Genomic DNA, 20,757 nt, shown 5'->3' with positions numbered 1-20,757 from the left:
GATATATGAAAAAGATAATCCCTGTCGTTCTGGCTTCATTATTTGTTGTTGCAAGCCATTCCGTATTTAGTCAGACATCTGCTGTATTCACTCCAAATGCTGTTGCTTCCCAGGTTGGCGATAGAATCACAGTGAAACATCTTTCTGGTGAAACGGATGTCAAAAGGGATCCTCAGAAGGTCGTTTTATTTGATTTCGGTACTTATGATTCATTGGCTAAATTAGGCTTGTCAGATCGGGTTATTGCACTACCTACTGGTTATACACCTGAATATCTCCGCAATAATTTGCCTAAAGGGGTAGAAAGTGCCGGGGGTATAAAAGAGCCGAATTTGGAAAAGTTGGCGCAAATTAAACCCGATCTGATCGTTATCACCGCCCGCCAAGGGCCTTTCTATGAACGTTTGTCAAAAATAGCGCCAACCGTTAATCTGGGAACTGATAGTAAAAATTATCTGGTTTCAGTTGAAAGTAACCTGAAATTATTAGGTGAGTTGTTTAGTAAGCAAAATGAAGTGAAAGAGCAGATTGTTGAATTGGAAAAAACAATTGCTAAAGTTCAGGATAAAGCTAAAGCTTCTAGTGCTAAGGTTTTAGTATTATTGCATAACACAGATAAATTAATGCTGAATAACCAGAGCGTCGTGTTTGATGTGGTTAAGGCACAGAAAGCGGAAGTGCCTATTCCGGCTGGTGAGGATAAAACCAAACGCATTGTGGTGACTTCCGACATGATTGCTCAGGCCAATCCAGATGTGATTCTCATTATTGATCGCAGCGAAGCAATTGGTGCCGGTAAACTTGATAAAGTACAGTTTGAAGATGATAAAGTAAAATCTACTTCTGCATATAAGAATAGCAAAATTACTTATCTTAAATCTGATCTGTGGTATTTATCTGGTGGTGGTTTGGAAAGTCTGGCAGCACAAATTAAAGCTGTTGAGGATGCCATTTAATCAGCCGCTTTTGTCATGTTGAATTTGGGCTGTGATTGAAGTTCGATAATGTGTTGTCTTAGAGCCTATCCCAGTAGCCTTAATGGGATAGGCTGTTAGTTTGACAGTTAATATTACCGGTGACTGTCAGATTTAATTCCAGATGTTTATATTGGAAGGAATATATCAAAAACAGGCAATTACACAATTTAAATTACAGGACCGTGATTATTCGTTAACTTTTTCTATATGTTGGCTTTTTATTGTTGAATTAAATGATAAGTTTTTATTTAAATATTTATAATTTCATTGAGTTGTGAATTATATATTATTTAATTTATGATTGCAGAGATACTATAACAATATAATAGTTTTCTGCCGATTATTAGCTTTCTTGATCCAAAAATTATGCTTATTTAAGCACAGCTATGCATAAACTCGAAACCAATGGTGGTATCGAGTTTATGCACAAGATGATCTTTATGGAGCTGAATTTTTCGAAGGCAGTTTTTGCATTAAATAAACAGTTCCAATAATGAATTCAAGAACAGTTTCCCTTTCTGCGTAATTTGCCAATGTGTCGTTGTTTCAGAAAGATAACCTGCTGCTAAGGCTTGATCAATTTGATTGCGGATTGAACTTTCCGATAATCCGGTGAAATCACTGAAATCTTGTTTTGGCATAGCTTCCAGTAAACGGAAGCGGTTCATAAAAAATTCAAATGGCCGATCTTCATTTTCTACCTGATGCTGTTTATCCAGATAGCGCCCCTGCATATATCCGCGAGGATGTTTGGTTTTTACTGTACGCAGAATACGGCCATCTTCAAATGTGATTTTTCCATGAGCGCCACAACCAATACCAAGATAATCGCCAAAACGCCAGTAATTGAGATTATGCTGGCATTGATAGCCTGGTTTGGCATAAGCAGAAGTTTCGTATTGCTGATAACCTGCTGCTGTCAGCAATTGATGCCCTTGTGAAAAAATATCCCACAAAGCATCATCGTCAGGCAGAACCGGAGGGCGGGAACCAAAGCTGGTATTCGGCTCAATAGTCAGTTGATACCACGAAAGGTGCGGTGGTGATAACGCAATTGCCTGACGTAAGTCATCCAGTGCTTCATCAAGGCTTTGGTTTGGCAAACCGTGCATCAAATCCAGATTAAAACTACGTAGCCTCAGGCTGGCGGCTAAATGTGCTGCCCGTTTGGCTTCATCCGGCCCGTGAATACGGCCAAGACGTACCAGTTTATCCGGGCTGAAGCTCTGGACGCCAATGGATATTCGGTTAATGCCGGCTTGCTGATAACCACTGAAACGGTCGGCTTCCACTGTACCCGGGTTAGCTTCCATAGTAATTTCAGCTTGCGGCGATACCGGCAGGAGAGTACGAACACCGTCCAGTAATTGTTGCATCCCTTGTGAACTGAGCAGACTGGGAGTTCCACCACCAATAAAGATAGTGGTGATTTCCCGGCCGTTGACCATTGGCAGATCCGCTTTCAGATCTGCTAATAAATGGTCAACATATTCCTGATGTGGAACATCACCTTTTAATGCATGGGAGTTGAAATCACAGTAAGGACACTTTTGTACACACCACGGAATATGGATATAAAGACTCAGTGGTGGAAGCTTAAGCATTACGTAATGTATCCAACATCATTTTCAGTGCTTGACCGCGGTGTGACACGGCATTTTTTTGCTCACCACTTAACTCAGCCGCAGTACAGCCTAATTCCGGTACGTAGAAGATGGGATCGTAACCAAACCCGCCATTACCGGCAGGTTCATGGGCAATAATCCCCGGCCAGCGGCCATGAAATACCAGAGGTGTGGGATCTTCTGCGTGGCGTATATAAACCAGAACACAGTTAAACTGAGCCTGGCGTTGATCATTAGGAATATCTTTCATCGTATCCAACAGCTTTGCCAGATTTTGCTGATCGGTGGCACTTTCACCCGCATAACGGGCTGAATAGATGCCTGGAGCGCCGCCAAGGATATCTACGGATAAACCAGAATCATCAGCAATCGCTGGCAGGCCGGTGATTTGTGCCGCGTGACGGGCTTTAAGAATGGCATTTTCAATAAATGTCAGCCCAGTTTCTTCGGCAGAATCTACGCCTAATTCAGTTTGAGCAACGATATCCAGACCAAAATCAGCCAGTAATTGCGCCAGTTCACGAACTTTTCCGAGGTTGCCGGTTGCCAGAACAACTTTTTGCATTATTTTGAACCCAATTTAATTCTTATTTACTGTATCAGCCATGAGAGAACATCAGCGCGGAGATAGTTCAGCGCGTAGAGGATCAAAATGACGATCATTGCGGAGAAATCAAGGCCACCCATTGCTGGAATAATACGGCGGATAGGTGCCATCAATGGCTCTGTCAGTTGCATCAGAGCATAGTCAATCGGGTTGCGGCCCTGGCTTATCCAGCTTAACAGAGCACGCGCTAGCACCAGCCAAAATACCAGCTTGCCTGCGGCTGTCAGCAGTTCAATTAACCCGATAGGGATGAAAAGCGTGAGGAAGGCAAATGCACCGGTACTGAACCAGAGTTGCATGGTTAATTTAAGCAGCACCAGAGCATAGGCCACAACAACAGAAGCGGTATCAAGCGGGCCAATAGCCGGGAGCACACGGCGCAGTGGCCGAACGACCGGCTGAGTAATTTTCACGACAAACTGGGCAAATGGGTTGTAAAAATCACAACGGGCCCATTGCATCCATACACGAAGTAATAAAACAACGATGTATAAATCCAGAATGGTGAACAGAATAAAAGTTAAAAATTGCATTTAGCAGCCCTGATAAAAATTAAAATTGTTTTTCTATTTCCTGTGCGCGGCGAATAGCTGCCTGCATGGCACTGGATACGATTTCCGGCAATTTGCTTTCATAAAAAATGCGCAATGCTTCCGCAGTGGTACCACCTTTAGATGTTACCTGCTCGCGCAGGGTTGCAAAAGGGAGATCTGCATTTGATGCGGCCAGCGTCGCAGAACCGGTTGCTGTTTGCAAAACGATTTCACGGGCTGTTTCACTGTCAAAACCTAGGCGTTCTGCCTCCTGTTGCATTGATTCCATAAACAGGAAGAAATAAGCAGGGGCACTACTTGCTATAGCGATAATATCATTGATGCCGTTTTCATCCTTTACCCAGTGGGTTTTACCGACGCTGTTCATCAATGCTTGAGTGAAATCACGGTCAGACTGACTGACTTGCTCAGGCGCGAATAATCCACTCAACCCCTGACCAACTAATGCTGGGGTGTTTGGCATGATTCGGACAATGTTGAGTTTGTCTTGTAATAAAACTTTAAAGCGTGCAACAGAAATTCCTGTTGCGATAGACAGAATTAATTTGTTACTGAAATCCACCTGCTTCTTTAGCGGCTGGCAGACATCTGCCATCACTTGCGGTTTTACCGCCATAACAACAACATCGGCTTCCTGTGCGCAGCGAATATTATCACTGCTGCTATTGACGTCATACTCCTTTGCCAGTACATCGCGGCGAGCATTGCCAGGAGCGCAAACATTAATCAGCTCAGCAGGGTAGCCTCCTTTTACTAATCCGGCAATGATGGCGTGAGCCATATTACCTGCACCAATAAAAGTAATTTTACGTTTTTCCATTAAATACCTCGTAGCATTGATATGGTTAATTGTGATACTGACGTGCACCGAAAATTGCCGTCCCGATCCGTACTAATGTGGAACCACAATTAATGGCAGCAGCCATATCATCAGTCATCCCCATTGAAAGGGTATCTATTTGAGGATATTGAGTTTTCAGGTTAAAGAAAGCCTGTTCCATTTGCCTGAAAACCACTAATTGGCGTTCATAGTTGGGCTCCGGTGCGGGGATTGCCATTAAACCGCGTAGTTTCACGTTCGACAGTTTGCTTATTTCGGCTGCCAAAGTGGAGAGTTCAGCAAGTTGAATACCTGATTTACTCTGTTCATCACTGATATTTATTTGGATAAGAATATTCAGTGGTTCCATTCCTTCCGGGCGTTGTTCGTTTAGACGTTGTGCTATTTTCAGACGGTCAACGGTATGGCACCAGTTAAAATTTTCTGCTACCAGACGGCTTTTATTAGACTGTAACGGACCGATAAAGTGCCATATCAAATCATTACGATTTGCAAAATAAGCAATTTTTTCTACCCCTTCCTGTACGTAATTCTCACCAAACTGGCGCTGACCGGCAACGATTGCTTTTTCGATATCTTCCACAGGCTTGGTTTTACTGACTGCAAGCAGAGTAATTTCTTCTGGAGCGCGTTCGCATTTTTGTGCGGCAACGGCTATGCGGGTCCTGACATCTTGTAAATTTTGTTCAATATTGTTCATAGTGACTCAGGAGATTAAAAAATGAATATGGATAAGCTAGTGGCCCTTAGTGTAAAGCATAATGCTTCGGATCTGCATCTTTGTGTTGGGCAAGCTCCTGTATTACGTATAAATGGTGTGCTTTATCCACAAACTCAACTGTCATCTGTAAATAATGCTTTGCTGGAAGAGTGGAGCAGGCAGTTTCTATCAGAATATCAGTTAGAACAGCTATTAGTTTGTGGACATGTGGATTTTGCGATGGAGACAGAAAACCACCAACGATTGAGAGGCAACATTTTTCGTCAGCAATCGGGGCTGTCAGTCGTTCTGCGCTTAATTAGTTCGCAGTGCCCAACTCTGGAACAGCTAAAAGCGCCTGAAATTATCCGGGAAATGATTTTGCGGGAAGAAAGTGGATTGATTCTGGTGACTGGTGCCACAGGCAGTGGGAAATCGACAACCTTAACCGCCATTGTGGATATGCTGAACAGTCATTGTTGTCAGCACATTATTACATTGGAAGATCCTGTGGAATTTATCCACCACAGCCGCAATTGTCTGATACAACAACGACAAATCGGATTGGACTCCTCCAGCTATCAGGAAGCGCTGAAAGGTGCTCTTCGGCAGGATCCTGATGTATTGCTGTTGGGTGAGCTACGGGATAAGGAGACAATACGTCTGGCATTAACTGCGGCAGAAACAGGGCATTTGGTATTTTCAACTTTGCATACCAGAGGCGCAGTACAAGCAATTGATCGGCTGGTAGATATATTTTCGGCGGAAGAAAAAGGATGGGTACGTAGTCAGCTTGCAGGGAGTTTGAAGGCTGTGATAGCGCAGCAATTGGTTTCTGCACAGGATGGAGGGCGGATTGCCGTGTATGAAGTGTTGGTGGTTAATCAGGCGGTCAGTCATCTGATACGGGAAGGAAAAAATCATCAAATAACAACGCTTATGCAGACAGGTGCTGCCAGTGGAATGCAAACCTATGAGCAAGGCTGGCAGCAGCGTAAATTACAGGGATTATTGGCTGAGCAGACGGAGGTTAGCAGTTAATCGTTGTTGTTAGTTGATCCGCAGTTATTGTTAGTTGATAGCTTAATAGTGCAGCTCGAACCAGCTTTCCAGAATAATAACAGCGGATGCAGCATCGACTTTACCTTTATCTAAAGCTTTGTAGCCTCCACGGTCAAACAGATGAGCGCGGGCTTCAATCGTTGTCAGGCGTTCATCCTGGAGTTCAATTTGTACACCAAACCGGCCATGAAGCCGGTTTGCAAATTTACGTGCCTGTGTTGTTACAAGTTGCTCAGTGCCATCCATATTGAGGGGAAGACCAACAATAACCAGATCTGGCTGCCACTCTTTAAGTAATTTTTCGATTTGCTGCCAATTGGGGATACCATCTGTGGCTTTAAACGAGGTCAATGCTCTGGCGGTACCCGTAATTTCCTGCCCGATAGCTGCGCCGATACTGCGGGTACCAAAATCGAAGGCCATTATTGTGCGGTTACCCATCTATGCATGTCCTGCCTGTGGAGCAATATTATAGATATTGATACCAAGCAAAGATGCGGCTTCACGCCAGCGATCTGCAATGGGTGAGTTGAAAATAATATGTGGATCAGCGTTTGCGGTGAGCCAGCTATTTTCCATTATCTCTTTTTCAAGTTGCCCCTTTTCCCAACTTGCATACCCCAGCGTGACTAATATCTGTTTTGGTTGGCGTGGCGTACCCAGGGTTTCAAGCACATCTTTGGATGTGGTGATCATCGTGTCATCGGAAATTTTGATACTTGAACTGAAACCTGGTTGTGGTGTGTGCAATATAAAACCATGATCTTCGGCAAGAGGGCCACCTGTCATGACCGGTTTGTTTAGGCTGATACTTTCATCCCGATCTTCCGGTGAAATTTTCAGTTTTTGTAGAACTTTCCGAACAGAGATTTGTTCAATTGGTTTATTTATCACCAATCCCATTGCCCCGTTTTCGTTGTGTTCACAAACGTAAACAACTGAGCGTTTGAAGTAGGAATCAGATAATGTGGGCATGGCGATAAGAAAATGGTGCTGTAGATTCATTTTGTTTTTGGTAATTAACCTGGCTATTTAAGGATTATTTAGCCCACAGTATGTGGGCTAAAAGTGCAAATGACAAACCTTGACAGGAAAATTAACGAAAAGAGCTTTTTATTTCTCCAATCGTTTTTCAATCGCATTCATCAACATGCCGGTTATTGAAATATCAGGGAAAGCTGCCTCTATCTCGCGTGCACAGGTTGGGCTGGTGACATTAATTTCAGTCAATCTGTCACCGATAATGTCCAGTCCAACAAAAATTAACCCTTTTTCTTTTAACGTTGGCGCAACAGCTCTGGCTATAGCCCAGTCACTTTCTGAAAGCGGACGCGCTTCACCACGACCACCGGCAGCAAGGTTACCACGGGTTTCGCCTTGGGCTGGAATGCGGGCCAGACAATAAGGAACAGGTTCTCCATCGACAATTAATATCCGTTTGTCGCCTTCTTTTATAGCAGGTAAGAAATTCTGTGCCATGCAGAAGCGATTGCCGTGTTCTGTCAGGGTTTCAATAATCACGCCGACGTTTGGGTCATCTTTTTTCAAGCGGAATATAGATGTGCCACCCATGCCATCCAGCGGTTTAAAGATGACATCACCATGCTTTTGATGGAATTCACGCAGGTGAGCAGCATTGCGGGTCACTAATGTGTCTGGTGTTAAATCAGGGAACCAGGCTGTGAAGAGTTTTTCGTTACAATCGCGTAGGCTTTGTGGTTTATTGACGATAAGCGTACCTTTCTCTTCAGCGCGCTCGAGAATGTAAGTGGCGTAAATGTACTCAGTATCAAATGGAGGGTCTTTACGCATCAGGATGACATCCAGTGTTTCCAGTGCCAGATCTTGTTCTCTATCGAATTGATACCATTGCTGTGGATTATTTTCTACTTGCAATAGGCGGGTACGTGCGCGAGCTTCCCCTTGGTGCAGATAGAGATCGCTCATCTCCATATAATGAAGTTCCCAGCTGCGGCGTTGCGCTTCCAACAGCATAGCAAAACTGGTGTCTTTCTTGATTTTGATGGATGAAATGGGATCCATCACTATTCCGAGTTTGATCATTCTTTCTCCTTAACCCAAATCGCCGAAACGCACTTGTAATGCAGTAATTGCGGTAAGCGCTGTCGTTTCTGTTCTTAAGACACGTGGTCCTAACAGGATATCAGTAAATTGGTAATGAGCTGTCATAGCAATTTCATCTATTGATAAGCCACCTTCCGGGCCAATAAGTAAACGTACTTTTTCCACAGGTAAAGGCAGGGTATTGATGCTTTGGCTGGCGCGTGGATGTAAATTTAATTTTAAACTGCCATCATTTTCTGCACACCAGTGTTCAAGTTGCATCACCGGACGAATTTCAGGTATGCGATTACGGCAACATTGCTCACAGGCAGCAATGGCAATTTTTTGCCATTGCTGAAGTTTTTTAGCCAGCCGTTCTCCATCCAGTTTGACACCACAGCGTTCAGAAATTAAAGGTGTGATAACATTCACCCCTAACTCTACAGATTTTTGAATGGTAAATTCCATTTTCTCACCGCGGGATATGACTTGCCCCAGATGCAGATTAAGTGGTGATTCGTTATCGGCAAGTTCACTATTGTTAATATGAACTTTGACAGATTTCTTATTGGCTTCGGTAATTTCAGCATTGAAGATCTGATTACTGCCATCAAACAGTTGTAACTGTTGACCGTTACTCATTCTGAGTACCCGCCCGACATGGTTGGCTGCCTCATCACTCAAATAAATTTCAGTGTCAGATGAGAGTAATTCCGGGTGATAAATGCGGGGTATACGCATGTTCTTCTTTCCTTCCAGCGGGGTATAGCTGTACATAAGGCAATAAATAATGGTGTTATGATAAGGTAGGCTCAAGCCAATTATCAAGTTATCTCTGATACCGGTTTTTATCTCTGAATAAATGTTGCGAGTCTGCTCGCAGATTTATCTCTTATTTGAATGTTCTCTATTTATTTTGTTGTTTTAATGTGGGCGTTTTTATTATTATCTTATTGTGTCGAAAGTATAATAGGAATTGCTTCTATTCTTCAATTAAGATGTTTTTAATGTAATTGGCTGAAATTAAATATGTTTTATTTTGCTGGCGTTAATGTAATGATTGTTATTCTGGCTGTTTCTATTGGAATAACAGCAGGAATTACTTTAAATAAAGTGATATCGGTGTTTCCTGAAATTATTTATGGATATGATAAAATAGCTTTTGGTTATTTCCAGGTTGAATTAGTTACACTGTTTATAACTGCTTTTTTTGTTATTTATCTTCCATTGGGTTTTCATTTATATGTTGTTTTAATATTTATTTGGATGCTAATTATACTTTCTTTTATTGATATAAAAATTCAATTGTTGCCAGATATAATAAATTATCCACTTTTATGGTTAGGTTTATTATTGAATTTGAATAAAACTTTTGTGCCTATTGAACACGCTGTAACAGGCGCGGTTGCAGGTTATTTGATTTTATGGTCGCTCTATTGGTTGTTCAAAATTATCAATCACAAAGAGGGGATCGGGTATGGTGATTTTAAGTTAATGGCGGCAGTTAGTGCTTGGTTGGGAATTGGCGCAATTCCTTTATTAATGCTCCTATCTTCATTGTTTGGCATTATTGGGTGCTTATGGATGTGGAAATTACGGGGAAATTATCAGGCACCTGTCGCTTTTGGCCCATATATCGCCATTTCTGCGATCATAATGCTCTATTTGAATTTACAGGGAGTTGATGGATTATCGTGGATGGCGCCCAATAATTGAATAAGGTATGGGCGCCAGTAGTTAGAGTTGTGGTATTAAAACTGAGAATGAATCAGAGCATCTTGCCAACGTTTTGGCTGTCCCAGATATTTATCAAGAGAAATAACGGATAGCTCGTTTCTGTCATTTTCCTGAATAAAGGTAGGGAAACCCGAGCCGCCAACTTTTGCCAATAGTTCACGGCTGTTCCTGATATGCTGGAGACTTTCTGATTCATTATTCAGTGTCAGCGCTTGCTGGAACTGTTCTGAATCAAGCTGTAATTCATTTGCTAAATTCAATAATGTTTCAGCTTCGCTGATTTTTAATCCACGAACATAATGCGCTTTTTGTACCGTCAGTAACATTTCGACACCTTTACCAGCCAACTTTTCTGCCGCAAGAATGGCTGATATTGGTGGTAATGAATCCATAATCAGTGAGTTATCGTTTAACAGTGCAACATATTGCTCGCTGAAAACTTGCCCGGTAAGGCTTGCGATCCGTTTATCCTGATTAAGGATATAGTCACGCCATGTGCTGTCGATTTGGCGTTTGTTATCACCCGTCAGCATTCCGCCGCCATGTAATTCAATTCTTACATTCGCGACCTCTTTTGCGGCCTGTATGAGAGAAGAAACGCCATAACACCAGCCACATAGTGGATCATAGATATAATGCAGAGTCATTCCGGGCATATTACTTATTCCTGAAAAATAGTTAATTGACTTATTGAGGCCACTTCATTTCGCCTTTCAGTACTTTGGCACTCAGTTCGAGGCTGGATTTGTCTCCAAGTTTTGGATAGTGCTTTTCCATTGCCGCTATCAGCGCTTTTGAATCTTTCGCTTTTGGTAATTCTTTCTCAAAAATAGTCAGGTATTTTTGCGTGAACTTGACTGATTCCAATGTCATTGGTGCGTTACCAACGAAATGTCCCGGCACCACAATGGTAGGTTTCAGTTCTTTGATACGATCCAACGTTTGCATCCAATTCTTCCGGGATGCTTTAGTCTGTGTATCAGCCATCCAGACATGAATGTTGCCTGAAACGGTGACGCCACCGACTACCGCTTTCAGCTTTGGTATCCAAACGAAAGTACGGTCAGCCGCGGGGCCATCAAGACCTTCGACGATCAGCTTTTCACCATCAACTGTAAAAGTGTTACCTTCCAGCGGTTGCGGCACGATAACTTTTTTGGGGGCCTGTTCTTTCAGGACACCTCCCCAATAAGTCAGTTTGCCATCTTTAGTATGGTTGATTTCTTTGATTGTTTCTGGTGATGCAATGATTTTTGCATCAGGGAACGCGTTGGTCAGGGTATCAAGACCGAAGTAGAAATCAGGATCGGACTGACTGATATAGATGGTTGTCAGTTTCTTACCGGTATCCTTAATTCTTTTGACCAGTGCTTCAGCATCATTTTTTTGGAACTGAGCATCGATCAGTACAACTTCTTTATCACCACTAATAATTTCAGAAGAGACGGGAAATATGCTTTTTTCACCTGGATTATAAACATCCAGTTTTAGATCAGCGGCTTGTGCCAGAGAGATGGTACCTAAAGAAAGGATACCAGCCAGCGCAATATTTAATGTTGTTTTGCGAGTCATGATTGAATTCCTGATGTTGTGTCAATGGGGCTTATAATAAGTTGCGTTTTTCGATGGAAAAACCGCATAATTGGCAATTATTTGTTGCATAAATCGAGCTAATTGATGGATAGAGTCACTGCTGCGCAAGTGTTCACTATAATTGTAGAACAAGGCAGCATGATTGCTGCATCGGAACGGTTAGATATGTCGCGGGCAATGGTGTCGCGCTATTTGGCTGAAATGGAGAAATGGGCGGGAATACGCCTGTTACATCGTACAACCAGAAAGATCAGCCTGACATCAGCGGGAGAGATCGCCTATCAGCGCAGCCGTAAGCTGTTGCAATTGGCGGAAGAGATACCTGTCCATCAACCAGTAGTAGCTCAAGAGCTTAGTGGTCTTTTGCGGATAAGCAGTTCTCAGTCTCTGGCAATGAGCGCACTGTCTGTGGCTATTCCTGAGTTTATGCAAATTTATCCTCAGATAGCTATTGATATGCAGATGAGTAATAAGGCAATAAACTTGGTCGAAGAGCGGATAGATTTGGCGTTACGGATCACGAATAATCTGGAACCGAATTTGATTGCCAGACCGTTATCGATTTGCCACTCTGTTGTTTGTGCCGCTCCTTCCTATCTGGCAGGAAAAATGATCCCTCATAAGCCCGCTGATTTGGTGTTGCATAACTGTATGACTTATAACTTCTTTGGCAAAAGTCTTTGGTTGTTTGAACGTCAGGGGGAAAAATATTCTGTTCCTGTTAGCGGAACTTTGAGCGCTAATGAATCCATTGTCTTAATGGAAGCAACATTGCAAGGTGCGGGAATCGCTATGCAACCTTATTATTCTGTTGCTTCTCATCTGGCATCAGGAAAACTGATTCAGTTGTTGCCGGAATATCAACCTCAGGCCATGGGTATTTATGGTATTTATGCCAGTCGTCAAAATATGCCGGCAACGCTCAGGGCATTACTGGATTTTTTGGTGGAATGGTTTGCTTCTTCTCCATACTGGCAAAAATTAATGCTGAAAAGCTAACTTGAGTTTCTGAGGAAATAGGGCAATCTGTGCTTTCAGGTGTTCAATAAAAGCATCGACTGGGGTGGAAGAAGGGCGGTGAATGGGTTTGATCAGGCTGACAGTAAAAGGAATGTTAATACTAAACGGGCGGGCGCATATTTCAGCTTCGCCGTGGTAGTCCAGATAATCGAGTACGGTCAGTGGGTTGACAATAGAAACGCCGATGCCTTCCCGCACCATGGCACAGACTGATGCGGCACTGTGAGTTTCCATAATCATTCGGCGGTGAATATGGTGCTCTGCGAAGATTCCATCAATAAGTTGACGGTAGCTGTCTGTTATCGAAAGACTGATAAAATTTTGCCCACTGAAATCTTCTGGCGTCAGTAATGATTTATGACTAAGTGGATGAACTGCGGGCAATACGCAAATTTCATTCAGCGTGATCAGTGTTTCTCTTTGTGTACCGGGTGGTGTTTGCAAATGTTCGGTCAGGCCAAGATCATGACGCTGAGCTGAGAGCCACTCTTCCAATAGCGGTGATTCTTGTGGAATGATGGTTAAATTAGCCTCAGGGTATTGGCGGGTGAAGTTGTGACAAACTTTAGGTAATAAGGATTGTGAAAATACCGGCAGGCAGGTAATAGAAAGTTGAGCGTGTTGAAATTTACGGATACTGTCAGCTGCATTCATGATTCTTTCAAGTCCATAATAAGAGCGCTGAACTTCTTCAAAAAGGCGTAATCCTTGTGCTGTCGGATGCAGGCGGCCTTTTACCCGGTCAAACAGTTTGAATTTTATCAGATGTTCGAATCGTGCTAATTCACGGCTGACGGTCGGTTGTGAAGTTTGTAATAAAACCGCCGCTTCTGTCAGATTTTTTGCCGTCATTACCGCGTGGAATATTTCAATATGGCGCCATGAACAAGCAGACATAGATGACTCCTTTAGTTGATAACTCTATATCACAGATGAATAGACTATAGCGAAACAGATATTTTTATTCCTGTTTTTTACTGCTAATAATGGGTTATCTGCTGATTTTGTGAGAGAACCCATAATGAGTACCTTTATCCGTAATAGTCGTTCTGATCTGATACCAGAAAATCTGAGCTGTCTGCCAGAAACGTATGGTGCTCCGTTATGGGTTTATGATAGCGAAACGATTATCCAAAGAATCAGAATGTTACGTCAGTTTGATGTGGTTCGGTTTGCGCAGAAAGCTTGCTCTAATACTCATATTTTGCGTCTTATGCGTGAGTATGGTGTGAAAGTTGATGCGGTTTCACTGGGTGAAATTGAGCGTGCTTTGCGGGCTGGGTTTCGTCCAGGCCAAGAAATGGCAGAAATCGTTTTTACTGCTGATTTGATAGATGTTCCAACGCTTAGACAGGTAACTGAACTGGATATTCCGGTTAATGCGGGTTCTATTGATATGCTGGAGCAGATTGGTCAATGTCAAAAAGGGCATCCGGTATGGTTGCGGATTAACCCTGGGTTTGGTCATGGTCATAGCCAGAAAACCAATACTGGTGGTGAAAACAGCAAACATGGTATTTGGTATCAGGATCTCCCACTGGCAATTGAGAAAATACGGCACTATGGATTGAAATTGCTTGGTTTGCATATGCATATCGGTTCTGGTGTTGATTATCAACACCTTGCGAGTGTGTGCGATGCAATGGTTGAACAGGTTATTCTCTGCGGTGAAGATATTCAGGCAATTTCAGCTGGTGGTGGTTTATCGACTCCTTATCGGCAGGGAGATGAACAGATCGATATCGCTCACTATTTTGGGCTGTGGGATGATGCCCGTAAAAGAATTGAGCAGCATTTGGGCCATAAAGTTGAGCTGGAAATTGAACCGGGGAGATTTTTGGTTGCAGAATCCGGCATTCTGATGACAGAAGTTCGGGCTGTTAAACAGATGGGAAGCCGTCATTATGTGCTGGTGGATGCAGGATTCAATGATTTAATGCGTCCGGCAATGTATGGCAGTTATCACCATATCTCGGTTTTGCCTGCTGATGGGCGTCAGCTTGAACAGTTTCCATTGCAGGAAACGTTAGTCGCAGGTCCGTTATGTGAATCGGGTGATGTTTTCACTCAGGTTGAAGGTGGTGGGGTTGCGCCAAGAATGTTGCCACCTGTTCAGGTTGGCGATTATCTGGTTTTTCATGATACCGGTGCTTATGGTGCGTCAATGTCTTCTAATTACAATAGCCGTCCGCTTATCTCCGAAGTGCTGTTTATTAATGGTAAACCTCAATTGATTCGCCGTCGTCAAACGATTGACGAGTTATTAGCGTTGGAAGAGGTATCTTTTGCATATCATCCCCTTGAGGGGAGGCCATCCGGCTTTGGTCAGTGGATTCTGGCGAACAGACAGACTGCCTAAGAATCAATATTTCTTTGCTCAGGGCGCTATTGTTTTTGATGTTCGAGGTGCGGAGACAGGCACAATGATTTGGCATCTGATACGGGAAGCAGCAAGTATGTCGGAATAACGGATTATCTACCGCCTTATAATTATAGGTATTTACACAATTTTCATAAAAAATGGTTAAGGAAAGCTGTTTTTCATCTGTCAATGGGTTTTAAAATTTGGAAAAAAAGAACAAGCACATCATGAAAAAACAGATAAAAACTTTAATCATTAAAAGTAAAAAGTAGTGATTAAGGTTTTTTAAAATCGGGTAAAAGATTCGATGCCATGCTGACATTGAAAGAGAAAACATCGGGAAAAGCGAGTTTCAAATTGATTAATAAAGTGGAAAAATGACAATGTTAATCCAATAACGAAAACATGAGATTATATTAAAGCATTTAACTGCATTAAGTAAATTAGCAAAAAAAAGCACAAAAATGTTTAAAAGCATTAAAGGTTATTAAATAAATGAGCATTGTTTTTAATGCCATTATTACAATTTTCACCTTCTATGGTTTTAAACCTAAAAAAATAAAATATATAAAAAACAAGAAAACTTGGATGTCAATTTAATGAAAATAGAAAAGTTAAATAGGGATCAGAAAACGTAAAAATCATTAGATTGACAAAAAAACCTCCATTAAAACCAAGTATTAAGTTAATTTTTAATTAAAAAAATAAGAAAACTCTCGGAATGAAAAGCATTTAAAGTTTTACCTGATTACCACTTAAACTCAGCACCCATAGGCGTATACTCAAAATAAGTCTGTGTGGAGGTAAATGAAAATGGCTAAAAATCAGATTCAATTCCAAAAAGGCATGTCTATTCATGAGCTTATTTCATTATAGGGTCATGAAGAACAATGCCAGAAACAGGTGTTCTATATGCGCTGGCCTACAGGGTATCGCTGCCCTCATTGTGGGCATGATAAGTATTGCCAGTTAAAATCTCGTCTCCTTTATCAGTGCAATCAATGCCATCATCAGACATCTTTGACGGCCGGCACAGTGTTTTCTGCGTCAAAATTGCCTTTAACCGTGTGGTTTTTGGCGATTTATCTCATGACTCAGGAGAAAAATGGGGTTTCTACACTTGAATTGTCACGTCAACTGGGCATTTCCTACAACGCCGCATGGCGTATGAAACACAAGCTAATGAAAGCGATGAAAGAACAGGATGACGAAAAGCCTCTTGGCGGGTTTATTCAGCTTGACGACGCATATTGGGGCGGGGCTCAGCACGGCCCTCGAGGAGGTCAAATCTGCTGGCCCGTATCGTGACGGCGAAGTTCGCAAAACATACCCGTAAATCATGATCCACGACCACCATACCGAAGTGCTATTCAGTCATCAGCTTTGATCCCAGGAGACAAACTTTTTGGAATGCGATGCGCAGGTAATGTAGCTTTCTAAAAGCCAACTTAGACAACAAGTGATTCAACTTATGGTAGAGTATCTAAGGGTATTACCTAGTAGGCAACATCGGAGGTAGGGTAAGCCAAAACCGCCAAAAATTTTGTTGCCCTCATTAAAATTCTCACGTTAGGTTAAGCTGGATTGCCGTCATATGCGCCAGATATCTGAACTTCAGTGTCTCCACCAGTTATGATCCAGCTCATGAAGAGTTCGATAAGATGAGCGTAGCCGTCTGTTTCTTGTACGACGGCATCACTACTTGTCAGCAGTGGCTCGGGCTGAGCGGCAACAGATACTGGAACGAACCAACGAGGAGAGAATTGAAGCCAAAGACGTCAGCTTTGGAAGGAAACTCTCTATAAACCAACAACAGGTTTTGGTAATGAAAGGTGAGGGTTTTGGGACTTCCGAGATTGCCCAGCAACTGGGTATTAGCCACTCCACCGTCTACAAGATACTGAAAGAAGCAAGGTAATCATGACATCAGAACTACAGATTTACACCTCGTTACTCGCCGATGTAAAGGAACGGATCCGTGGTGGTCAGTTCAGAGCCGCTCAGTCCGTCAATACTGAACTAATCCAGATGTACTGGGACATCGGTCATATGCTCCATGAACGTCAGAAGCAACAGGGGTGGGGAGCGGGGATCATCCCGAAGCTGGCACGGGATATTGTTAATGAATTGCCAGAGGTCAAAGGCTTCTCAGAACGGAACCTGAAGCGCATGCTACGTTTCTACCGGGAGTACGCCTTGCCACGAATGGAGCAACAAGGTTCCGGAAAGCCCGTATCGGCAATTGTGCCACAACCTGTGGCACAATTGCCGTGGGGTCACAACATTCTGCTGATTGAGAGGATAAAGGATCAAACTGAGCGATTCTGGTATGCAGAACAGACTCAGATACAGGGATGGAGCCGAGACTCCTTGCTTCATATGATCAAAAGCAATGCCTATGCCCGGCAGGGATCGGCTGTCAGCAACTTCAAGAACCGGTTACCCGTATCTCAATCGGAGCTGGTACAGCAGACCCTGAAGGATCCCTATGTTTTCGATTTCCTCACCCTATCGGAACCCTTCAAAGAACGTGAGCTGGAAACGGAGCTTCTCAAACACCTTGAAAAATTCCTACTCGAACTTGGCGAGGGCTTTGCTTTTGTGGGGCGGCAATATCGTATTACCGTAAGCGAACAAGATTATTACATTGACCTGCTTTTTTATCATCTGACTTTGAGGGCTTTCGTTGTGATCGAGCTAAAACGAGGAGGATTCAAGCCTGAACATGCCGGTAAGATGAATTTCTATTGCTCGGTGGTCGACGAGAAGCTGCGGCATTCTACTGATCAGCCCACCATCGGTTTGATTTTGTGCCAGACAAAAGACCGGATACTGGCCGAATACGCCTTGCGCGGTATTCAAAAGCCAATTGGAGTTTCGGATTACGAGTTAACCCGTACATTGCCAGAGGACTTAAAATCGAGCTTGCCAAGCATCGAGGAACTGGAAGCAGAACTCAGTCATAATGATGATGAAAACGCCCCTGGAGAATGAAAGGAATTTTTCCTCAATTTGGTTACTGTATCCATCTTCCGAGTCATTATGGGGAATAACCAATATACTACTGCTGAGGAAATGTTATAACCGTTGGCCTCATCACCCCATCAATGATCAATCAAAGAATATTTCTCAGATAGAACATTCACGACACCGTAGTGTTCAGGGATTAATGTTGAATGTGTTGGGGGGACTCATCGCTTATTGTCTCAAAGAGAACAAACCGTCACTGAATATTTCCTGCTCAGAAATGGATAGGTTAGTGACGGCTTAACCAGAACTCAGGTTAATGTAAGCATGATTCCCTTTTCATTGGCACTTAATGCGAGCAAAAAAGGGCGGTGATTGCAAGCATGACGGTTTTCAAATTCAAGCGTACAGGTAAGGTTTATTTTTTCCAACTAAATCTAGCCATACCCGGTTTTTCAGGATTAGGAACAAAACCCGGATTTCCAGTGCCTGGCCTCCAACTCACTTTCATTTTTGCACCAACCTTGTTGTAAAACTTTTCTAATTCATAAATATCATTTGCTATTATCCATTTTCCTTTACAGATAATAGCAACTGGAAACTCTCCAGGTTCGGCAACAACTTTGACAATCCCACCTCGTTTCTTTACTTTTTCTCTCTCTTTGTCCATAGCAAAAGCAGGATAACTTACCTGAGGACCATGCCTGATAACATTATGTTCTATATCTTCAAATGGCCGGTTTAAATCAGATTGAGCAATAAATCGGTTAATGAGATCGATTATTTTCTTTTCTTCTAATGAAGCAGATGGAACTGAATGTGGTTGAGTCGTGAAACTAATCATGTCATGCATATCATAGTCACCAGTGAAAGGCAGCGCGGCCCAGTTCTCTTTTCCTTTTAAGGAAGAGAGACTTGCCTCCAGATTGTTTAAATCTATTGGGTTATTCTTCTGTCACCACTGCTCATATATATACCTTTATGTTGCTTTAAATAATCAGCCACCTGGGCAGGACTTAAGTCTTTCCAAATTAACCGTTTTATCCATTTTTTTACTTCCGGCGTTATTTTCACGGCTTTCTTAGCAAAATGACGACGAGCCAATACCTTCAAATGAGCCTGTTCAGGGCAGTATGTCTGGACTTCTTGATTTCTCTTCAATTCTCTGCTGATGGTCGACGGGCTTCGCTTAAGTGACTCAGCAATGAAACGCTGTGAAAAACCCGCTTTTTTTAAACTGGAAATCTGATATCTTTCTGTCTCGGTCAGTTGTGTATAGGCCATAGTGCATTTTCCTGTGGCGGGAAAGGTGCCTACTATAGCAACTGACCGCCTTTCTGAAAAATTGCACTTATTAGTCGAATCCGCCAACCACTTTTCGACTTGCCATAGCAAATTGCGGCTAAATATGGCGTTCTGCTATGGGCGAGAAGCGGACGTTAACGTTATAATTAATCGACTCTTTAGCCAGCCCGCTGAAACTATGCCTATGAATAATACAATTAAGGCCAATTAAAATAAAATTGATGTCTTATCATGCCAAAAAGAGCAATTTATTGTGATTTTTCATAGTTGCATCCTTTCGCATGAAACATGCTCCCCTTTAATAGTTTGATAAACGTTCTATACCGCATAGATTACATATTTCATCTATGCAGCCATCTAGGTTTTTATAAATTTCAGTCCCTGTAAACCTTAACACTTGCCATCCCTCGCCAAACAACCATCTATCACGTTGAGCATCATAAGTTCTTTGGTACTTCGTTTTGTGATAGTCATGTCCATCAAGTTCAATCGCAATCTTCTTATCAGGGATCGCGAAATCTATTCGATATTTTCCAACATTATATTGCGGGTAAATATGTAAATCTAAAAAAGCAAGTTTATAAAACATTTTTTCAAGTGGTGAGTCAAATATATTTGGTGAAAACTCATGCCGAATACTCGGGTCTTTGCTTAATAGCTTTGAGATGATTTCTTCATGATCACTAAAAACGGGCAAAACCAGCTCATCGTCTGGTGTAAAACGTGATGCTTTTATATCTACAACATGCGAAGAAATTCCTTTATCATCAATAGATATCATATCTACGATGCGGCATCCTATACATGGGCAATTCCCTGATTTACATCCACGAGAAATAACCTTTTTATCAAATGTTGGTGATAAGTAAGAATATGTGAACGTTCCATCATCTTCTTGCTTGATGAATAATAAAGCATCAGGTGTGCGAAATATCTCGTCAAGCTGTGGCTTAGAAACTGAGCCTCTATATTTTTTGTATTTTTCGTGTTTAAGGCCATGTAACATAAGTCCACCTATCTCTGTAAATGGATACACAATCAGGTTTTCCTTTAAAACCTTTCTCTTGTCAGTATCCAGGATAGGGTGTTGGTTATTGATATCTCCACCCGTAACAGTGAAGAGCAAACAACCTAAACAGACACATCCATCTCCTTTGCAGTCCTTGGTAAGCACAAAATCGCCAAAGTTAGTTGTAAACAGAACAAATATCCTGCTTCCATTTTTATTCCGATAGGTAACTAAATAGTTTTCAGGTGTCATTGCTTACCTTGGTAATATATTAGCACTGAATTAAGATAACGCTTTCAGACGCTGCTGCTGTTCTTTATTATCTAATTTGCCT

At 42.3% G+C, this 20,757-nt stretch carries 21 protein-coding genes and 4 pseudogenes; 10 read left to right on the top strand and 15 right to left on the bottom strand.

Annotation, left to right across the window (positions count from 1 at the left end; all coding sequences use genetic code 11):
• Positions 1–5 precede the first annotated feature (5 nt).
• Positions 6–956 carry a siderophore ABC transporter substrate-binding protein gene (locus PTE_RS20435; protein ID WP_036849984.1) on the top strand — a complete coding sequence of 317 codons (951 nt, stop codon included), beginning with the start codon at positions 6–8 and terminating at the stop codon, positions 954–956.
• A 494-nt stretch (positions 957–1,450) separates the two neighbouring features.
• Here PTE_RS20435 and hemW read toward each other — a convergent pair whose 3' ends face one another.
• From hemW to PTE_RS20410, 5 genes are read right to left on the bottom strand one after another with little or no spacing between them, the layout of a single operon-like run.
• Positions 1,451–2,581, bottom strand: coding sequence for a radical SAM family heme chaperone HemW (gene hemW, locus PTE_RS20430; protein ID WP_036849982.1), 1,131 nt, complete (start codon positions 2,579–2,581; stop codon positions 1,451–1,453).
• The gene (locus tag PTE_RS20425) at positions 2,574–3,167 is read right to left on the bottom strand and encodes an XTP/dITP diphosphatase (RefSeq protein WP_036849979.1); all 594 of its coding nucleotides are present in this window, start codon (positions 3,165–3,167) and stop codon (positions 2,574–2,576) included. Before PTE_RS20425 ends, hemW begins: the two co-directional genes overlap by 8 nt.
• Positions 3,168–3,193: 26 nt before the next feature.
• Positions 3,194–3,742 carry a YggT family protein gene (locus PTE_RS20420; protein ID WP_036849977.1) on the bottom strand — a complete coding sequence of 183 codons (549 nt, stop codon included), beginning with the start codon at positions 3,740–3,742 and terminating at the stop codon, positions 3,194–3,196.
• Between the two features lie 19 nt (positions 3,743–3,761).
• A complete protein-coding gene (gene proC / locus PTE_RS20415) occupies positions 3,762–4,583 on the bottom strand; it encodes a pyrroline-5-carboxylate reductase (protein ID WP_036849975.1) in 822 nt (273 codons plus the stop codon).
• 25 nt (positions 4,584–4,608) lie between these two features.
• On the bottom strand, positions 4,609–5,304 hold the full coding sequence (locus PTE_RS20410; protein ID WP_036849973.1) for a YggS family pyridoxal phosphate-dependent enzyme: 696 nt from the start codon (positions 5,302–5,304) through the stop codon (positions 4,609–4,611).
• Positions 5,305–5,325: 21 nt separating this feature from the next.
• On the opposite strand from PTE_RS20410, the gene PTE_RS20405 reads away from it, so the two are divergent.
• Positions 5,326–6,345: a type IV pilus twitching motility protein PilT gene (locus PTE_RS20405; RefSeq protein WP_036849972.1), complete on the top strand. Its 1,020-nt coding sequence runs from the start codon at positions 5,326–5,328 to the stop codon at positions 6,343–6,345.
• A gap of 42 nt (positions 6,346–6,387) precedes the next feature.
• Here the strand turns inward: PTE_RS20405 and ruvX are convergent, their stop codons facing one another.
• From ruvX to rsmE, 4 genes are all read right to left on the bottom strand, one after another.
• On the bottom strand, positions 6,388–6,807 hold the full coding sequence (gene ruvX, locus PTE_RS20400; RefSeq protein WP_036849970.1) for a Holliday junction resolvase RuvX: 420 nt from the start codon (positions 6,805–6,807) through the stop codon (positions 6,388–6,390).
• The gene (locus tag PTE_RS20395) at positions 6,808–7,371 is read right to left on the bottom strand and encodes a YqgE/AlgH family protein (RefSeq protein ID WP_036849968.1); all 564 of its coding nucleotides are present in this window, start codon (positions 7,369–7,371) and stop codon (positions 6,808–6,810) included.
• Positions 7,372–7,479: 108 nt separating this feature from the next.
• Complete coding sequence (gshB, locus tag PTE_RS20390; protein WP_036849966.1) at positions 7,480–8,430, bottom strand: glutathione synthase; 951 nt, start codon at positions 8,428–8,430, stop codon at positions 7,480–7,482.
• A gap of 9 nt (positions 8,431–8,439) precedes the next feature.
• Positions 8,440–9,171 carry a 16S rRNA (uracil(1498)-N(3))-methyltransferase gene (gene rsmE / locus PTE_RS20385; RefSeq protein ID WP_036849964.1) on the bottom strand — a complete coding sequence of 244 codons (732 nt, stop codon included), beginning with the start codon at positions 9,169–9,171 and terminating at the stop codon, positions 8,440–8,442.
• A gap of 288 nt (positions 9,172–9,459) precedes the next feature.
• Here rsmE and PTE_RS20380 point away from each other — a divergent pair, with 288 nt between their 5' ends.
• Entirely contained in the window at positions 9,460–10,146 is a 687-nt protein-coding gene (locus tag PTE_RS20380; protein ID WP_081738285.1) for a prepilin peptidase, read from the top strand.
• Between the two features lie 35 nt (positions 10,147–10,181).
• Here the strand turns inward: PTE_RS20380 and PTE_RS20375 are convergent, their stop codons facing one another.
• Positions 10,182–10,823, bottom strand: a complete 642-nt coding sequence (locus PTE_RS20375) for a DsbA family protein (protein ID WP_036849962.1) — start codon at positions 10,821–10,823, stop codon at positions 10,182–10,184.
• A gap of 31 nt (positions 10,824–10,854) precedes the next feature.
• Complete coding sequence (locus PTE_RS20370) at positions 10,855–11,739, bottom strand: MBL fold metallo-hydrolase (protein ID WP_036849960.1); 885 nt, start codon at positions 11,737–11,739, stop codon at positions 10,855–10,857.
• Positions 11,740–11,844: 105 nt separating this feature from the next.
• Here PTE_RS20370 and PTE_RS20365 point away from each other — a divergent pair, with 105 nt between their 5' ends.
• Positions 11,845–12,759, top strand: coding sequence for a LysR family transcriptional regulator (locus PTE_RS20365; RefSeq protein ID WP_036849958.1), 915 nt, complete (start codon positions 11,845–11,847; stop codon positions 12,757–12,759).
• Here PTE_RS20365 and PTE_RS20360 read toward each other — a convergent pair.
• Positions 12,742–13,677, bottom strand: a complete 936-nt coding sequence (locus PTE_RS20360; RefSeq protein ID WP_036849955.1) for a LysR family transcriptional regulator — start codon at positions 13,675–13,677, stop codon at positions 12,742–12,744. The genes PTE_RS20365 and PTE_RS20360 overlap by 18 nt on opposite strands.
• Before the next feature lie 124 nt (positions 13,678–13,801).
• Between PTE_RS20360 and lysA the strand changes: the two genes are divergently transcribed.
• From lysA to PTE_RS25290, 6 genes and pseudogenes are all read left to right on the top strand, one after another.
• Complete coding sequence (lysA, locus tag PTE_RS20355; RefSeq protein WP_036849953.1) at positions 13,802–15,139, top strand: diaminopimelate decarboxylase; 1,338 nt, start codon at positions 13,802–13,804, stop codon at positions 15,137–15,139.
• A pseudogene (locus PTE_RS27375) lies at positions 15,048–15,248 on the top strand (hypothetical protein); the annotation flags it as partial. The gene lysA and the pseudogene PTE_RS27375, both read left to right, overlap by 92 nt.
• Positions 15,249–15,955: 707 nt before the next feature.
• Positions 15,956–16,423: pseudogene (locus PTE_RS20350) on the top strand (IS1595 family transposase); the annotation flags it as partial.
• Between the two features lie 430 nt (positions 16,424–16,853).
• On the top strand, positions 16,854–17,060 hold the full coding sequence (locus tag PTE_RS20345; protein WP_241826169.1) for a helix-turn-helix domain-containing protein: 207 nt from the start codon (positions 16,854–16,856) through the stop codon (positions 17,058–17,060).
• Positions 17,061–17,062: 2 nt separating this feature from the next.
• The gene (locus PTE_RS20340; RefSeq protein ID WP_036849951.1) at positions 17,063–18,136 is read left to right on the top strand and encodes a PDDEXK nuclease domain-containing protein; all 1,074 of its coding nucleotides are present in this window, start codon (positions 17,063–17,065) and stop codon (positions 18,134–18,136) included.
• Positions 18,137–18,245: 109 nt separating this feature from the next.
• Positions 18,246–18,413: pseudogene (locus PTE_RS25290) on the top strand (IS982 family transposase); the annotation flags it as partial.
• Between the two features lie 114 nt (positions 18,414–18,527).
• Here the strand turns inward: PTE_RS25290 and PTE_RS20335 are convergent.
• The 3 genes and pseudogenes from PTE_RS20335 to PTE_RS22980 all read right to left on the bottom strand — a co-directional run bounded on the left by PTE_RS20335 (position 18,528) and on the right by PTE_RS22980 (position 20,675).
• Positions 18,528–18,962: a hypothetical protein gene (locus PTE_RS20335; protein WP_245219075.1), complete on the bottom strand. Its 435-nt coding sequence runs from the start codon at positions 18,960–18,962 to the stop codon at positions 18,528–18,530.
• Positions 18,963–19,081: 119 nt separating this feature from the next.
• Positions 19,082–19,393: pseudogene (locus PTE_RS20330) on the bottom strand (transposase); the annotation flags it as partial.
• Between the two features lie 319 nt (positions 19,394–19,712).
• Positions 19,713–20,675 (bottom strand): endonuclease domain-containing protein, encoded by a 963-nt coding sequence (locus tag PTE_RS22980; RefSeq protein WP_051477486.1) that lies wholly within the window; start codon positions 20,673–20,675, stop codon positions 19,713–19,715.
• Between the last annotated feature and the right edge of the window lie 82 nt (positions 20,676–20,757).

It is taken from the genome of Photorhabdus khanii NC19 (assembly GCF_000517265.1).
GTDB lineage: Bacteria > Pseudomonadota > Gammaproteobacteria > Enterobacterales > Enterobacteriaceae > Photorhabdus > Photorhabdus khanii.
Note: the sequence above shows the minus strand (reverse complement) of the source record. Positions and strands in the feature narration are given on the sequence as shown.

Excerpts from the sequence above, each read along its gene's own strand:
- PTE_RS20405 (WP_036849972.1), top strand. The coding sequence starts at position 5,326 with ATGAATATGGATAAGCTAGTGGCCCTTAGTGTAAAGCATAATGCTTCG.
- lysA (WP_036849953.1), top strand. The coding sequence starts at position 13,802 with ATGAGTACCTTTATCCGTAATAGTCGTTCTGATCTGATACCAGAAAAT.
- PTE_RS22980 (WP_051477486.1), bottom strand. The coding sequence starts at position 20,675 with ATGACACCTGAAAACTATTTAGTTACCTATCGGAATAAAAATGGAAGC.
- PTE_RS20370 (WP_036849960.1), bottom strand. The coding sequence starts at position 11,739 with ATGACTCGCAAAACAACATTAAATATTGCGCTGGCTGGTATCCTTTCT.
- ruvX (WP_036849970.1), bottom strand. The coding sequence starts at position 6,807 with ATGGGTAACCGCACAATAATGGCCTTCGATTTTGGTACCCGCAGTATC.
- PTE_RS20375 (WP_036849962.1), bottom strand. The coding sequence starts at position 10,823 with ATGCCCGGAATGACTCTGCATTATATCTATGATCCACTATGTGGCTGG.
- PTE_RS20360 (WP_036849955.1), bottom strand. The coding sequence starts at position 13,677 with ATGTCTGCTTGTTCATGGCGCCATATTGAAATATTCCACGCGGTAATG.
- hemW (WP_036849982.1), bottom strand. The coding sequence starts at position 2,581 with ATGCTTAAGCTTCCACCACTGAGTCTTTATATCCATATTCCGTGGTGT.
- PTE_RS20425 (WP_036849979.1), bottom strand. The coding sequence starts at position 3,167 with ATGCAAAAAGTTGTTCTGGCAACCGGCAACCTCGGAAAAGTTCGTGAA.
- PTE_RS20395 (WP_036849968.1), bottom strand. The coding sequence starts at position 7,371 with ATGAATCTACAGCACCATTTTCTTATCGCCATGCCCACATTATCTGAT.
- gshB (WP_036849966.1), bottom strand. The coding sequence starts at position 8,430 with ATGATCAAACTCGGAATAGTGATGGATCCCATTTCATCCATCAAAATC.
- PTE_RS20435 (WP_036849984.1), top strand. The coding sequence starts at position 6 with ATGAAAAAGATAATCCCTGTCGTTCTGGCTTCATTATTTGTTGTTGCA.
- PTE_RS20410 (WP_036849973.1), bottom strand. The coding sequence starts at position 5,304 with ATGAACAATATTGAACAAAATTTACAAGATGTCAGGACCCGCATAGCC.
- rsmE (WP_036849964.1), bottom strand. The coding sequence starts at position 9,171 with ATGCGTATACCCCGCATTTATCACCCGGAATTACTCTCATCTGACACT.
- PTE_RS20335 (WP_245219075.1), bottom strand. The coding sequence starts at position 18,962 with ATGCATGACATGATTAGTTTCACGACTCAACCACATTCAGTTCCATCT.
- PTE_RS20365 (WP_036849958.1), top strand. The coding sequence starts at position 11,845 with ATGGATAGAGTCACTGCTGCGCAAGTGTTCACTATAATTGTAGAACAA.
- PTE_RS20380 (WP_081738285.1), top strand. The coding sequence starts at position 9,460 with ATGTTTTATTTTGCTGGCGTTAATGTAATGATTGTTATTCTGGCTGTT.
- PTE_RS20420 (WP_036849977.1), bottom strand. The coding sequence starts at position 3,742 with ATGCAATTTTTAACTTTTATTCTGTTCACCATTCTGGATTTATACATC.
- PTE_RS20340 (WP_036849951.1), top strand. The coding sequence starts at position 17,063 with ATGACATCAGAACTACAGATTTACACCTCGTTACTCGCCGATGTAAAG.
- proC (WP_036849975.1), bottom strand. The coding sequence starts at position 4,583 with ATGGAAAAACGTAAAATTACTTTTATTGGTGCAGGTAATATGGCTCAC.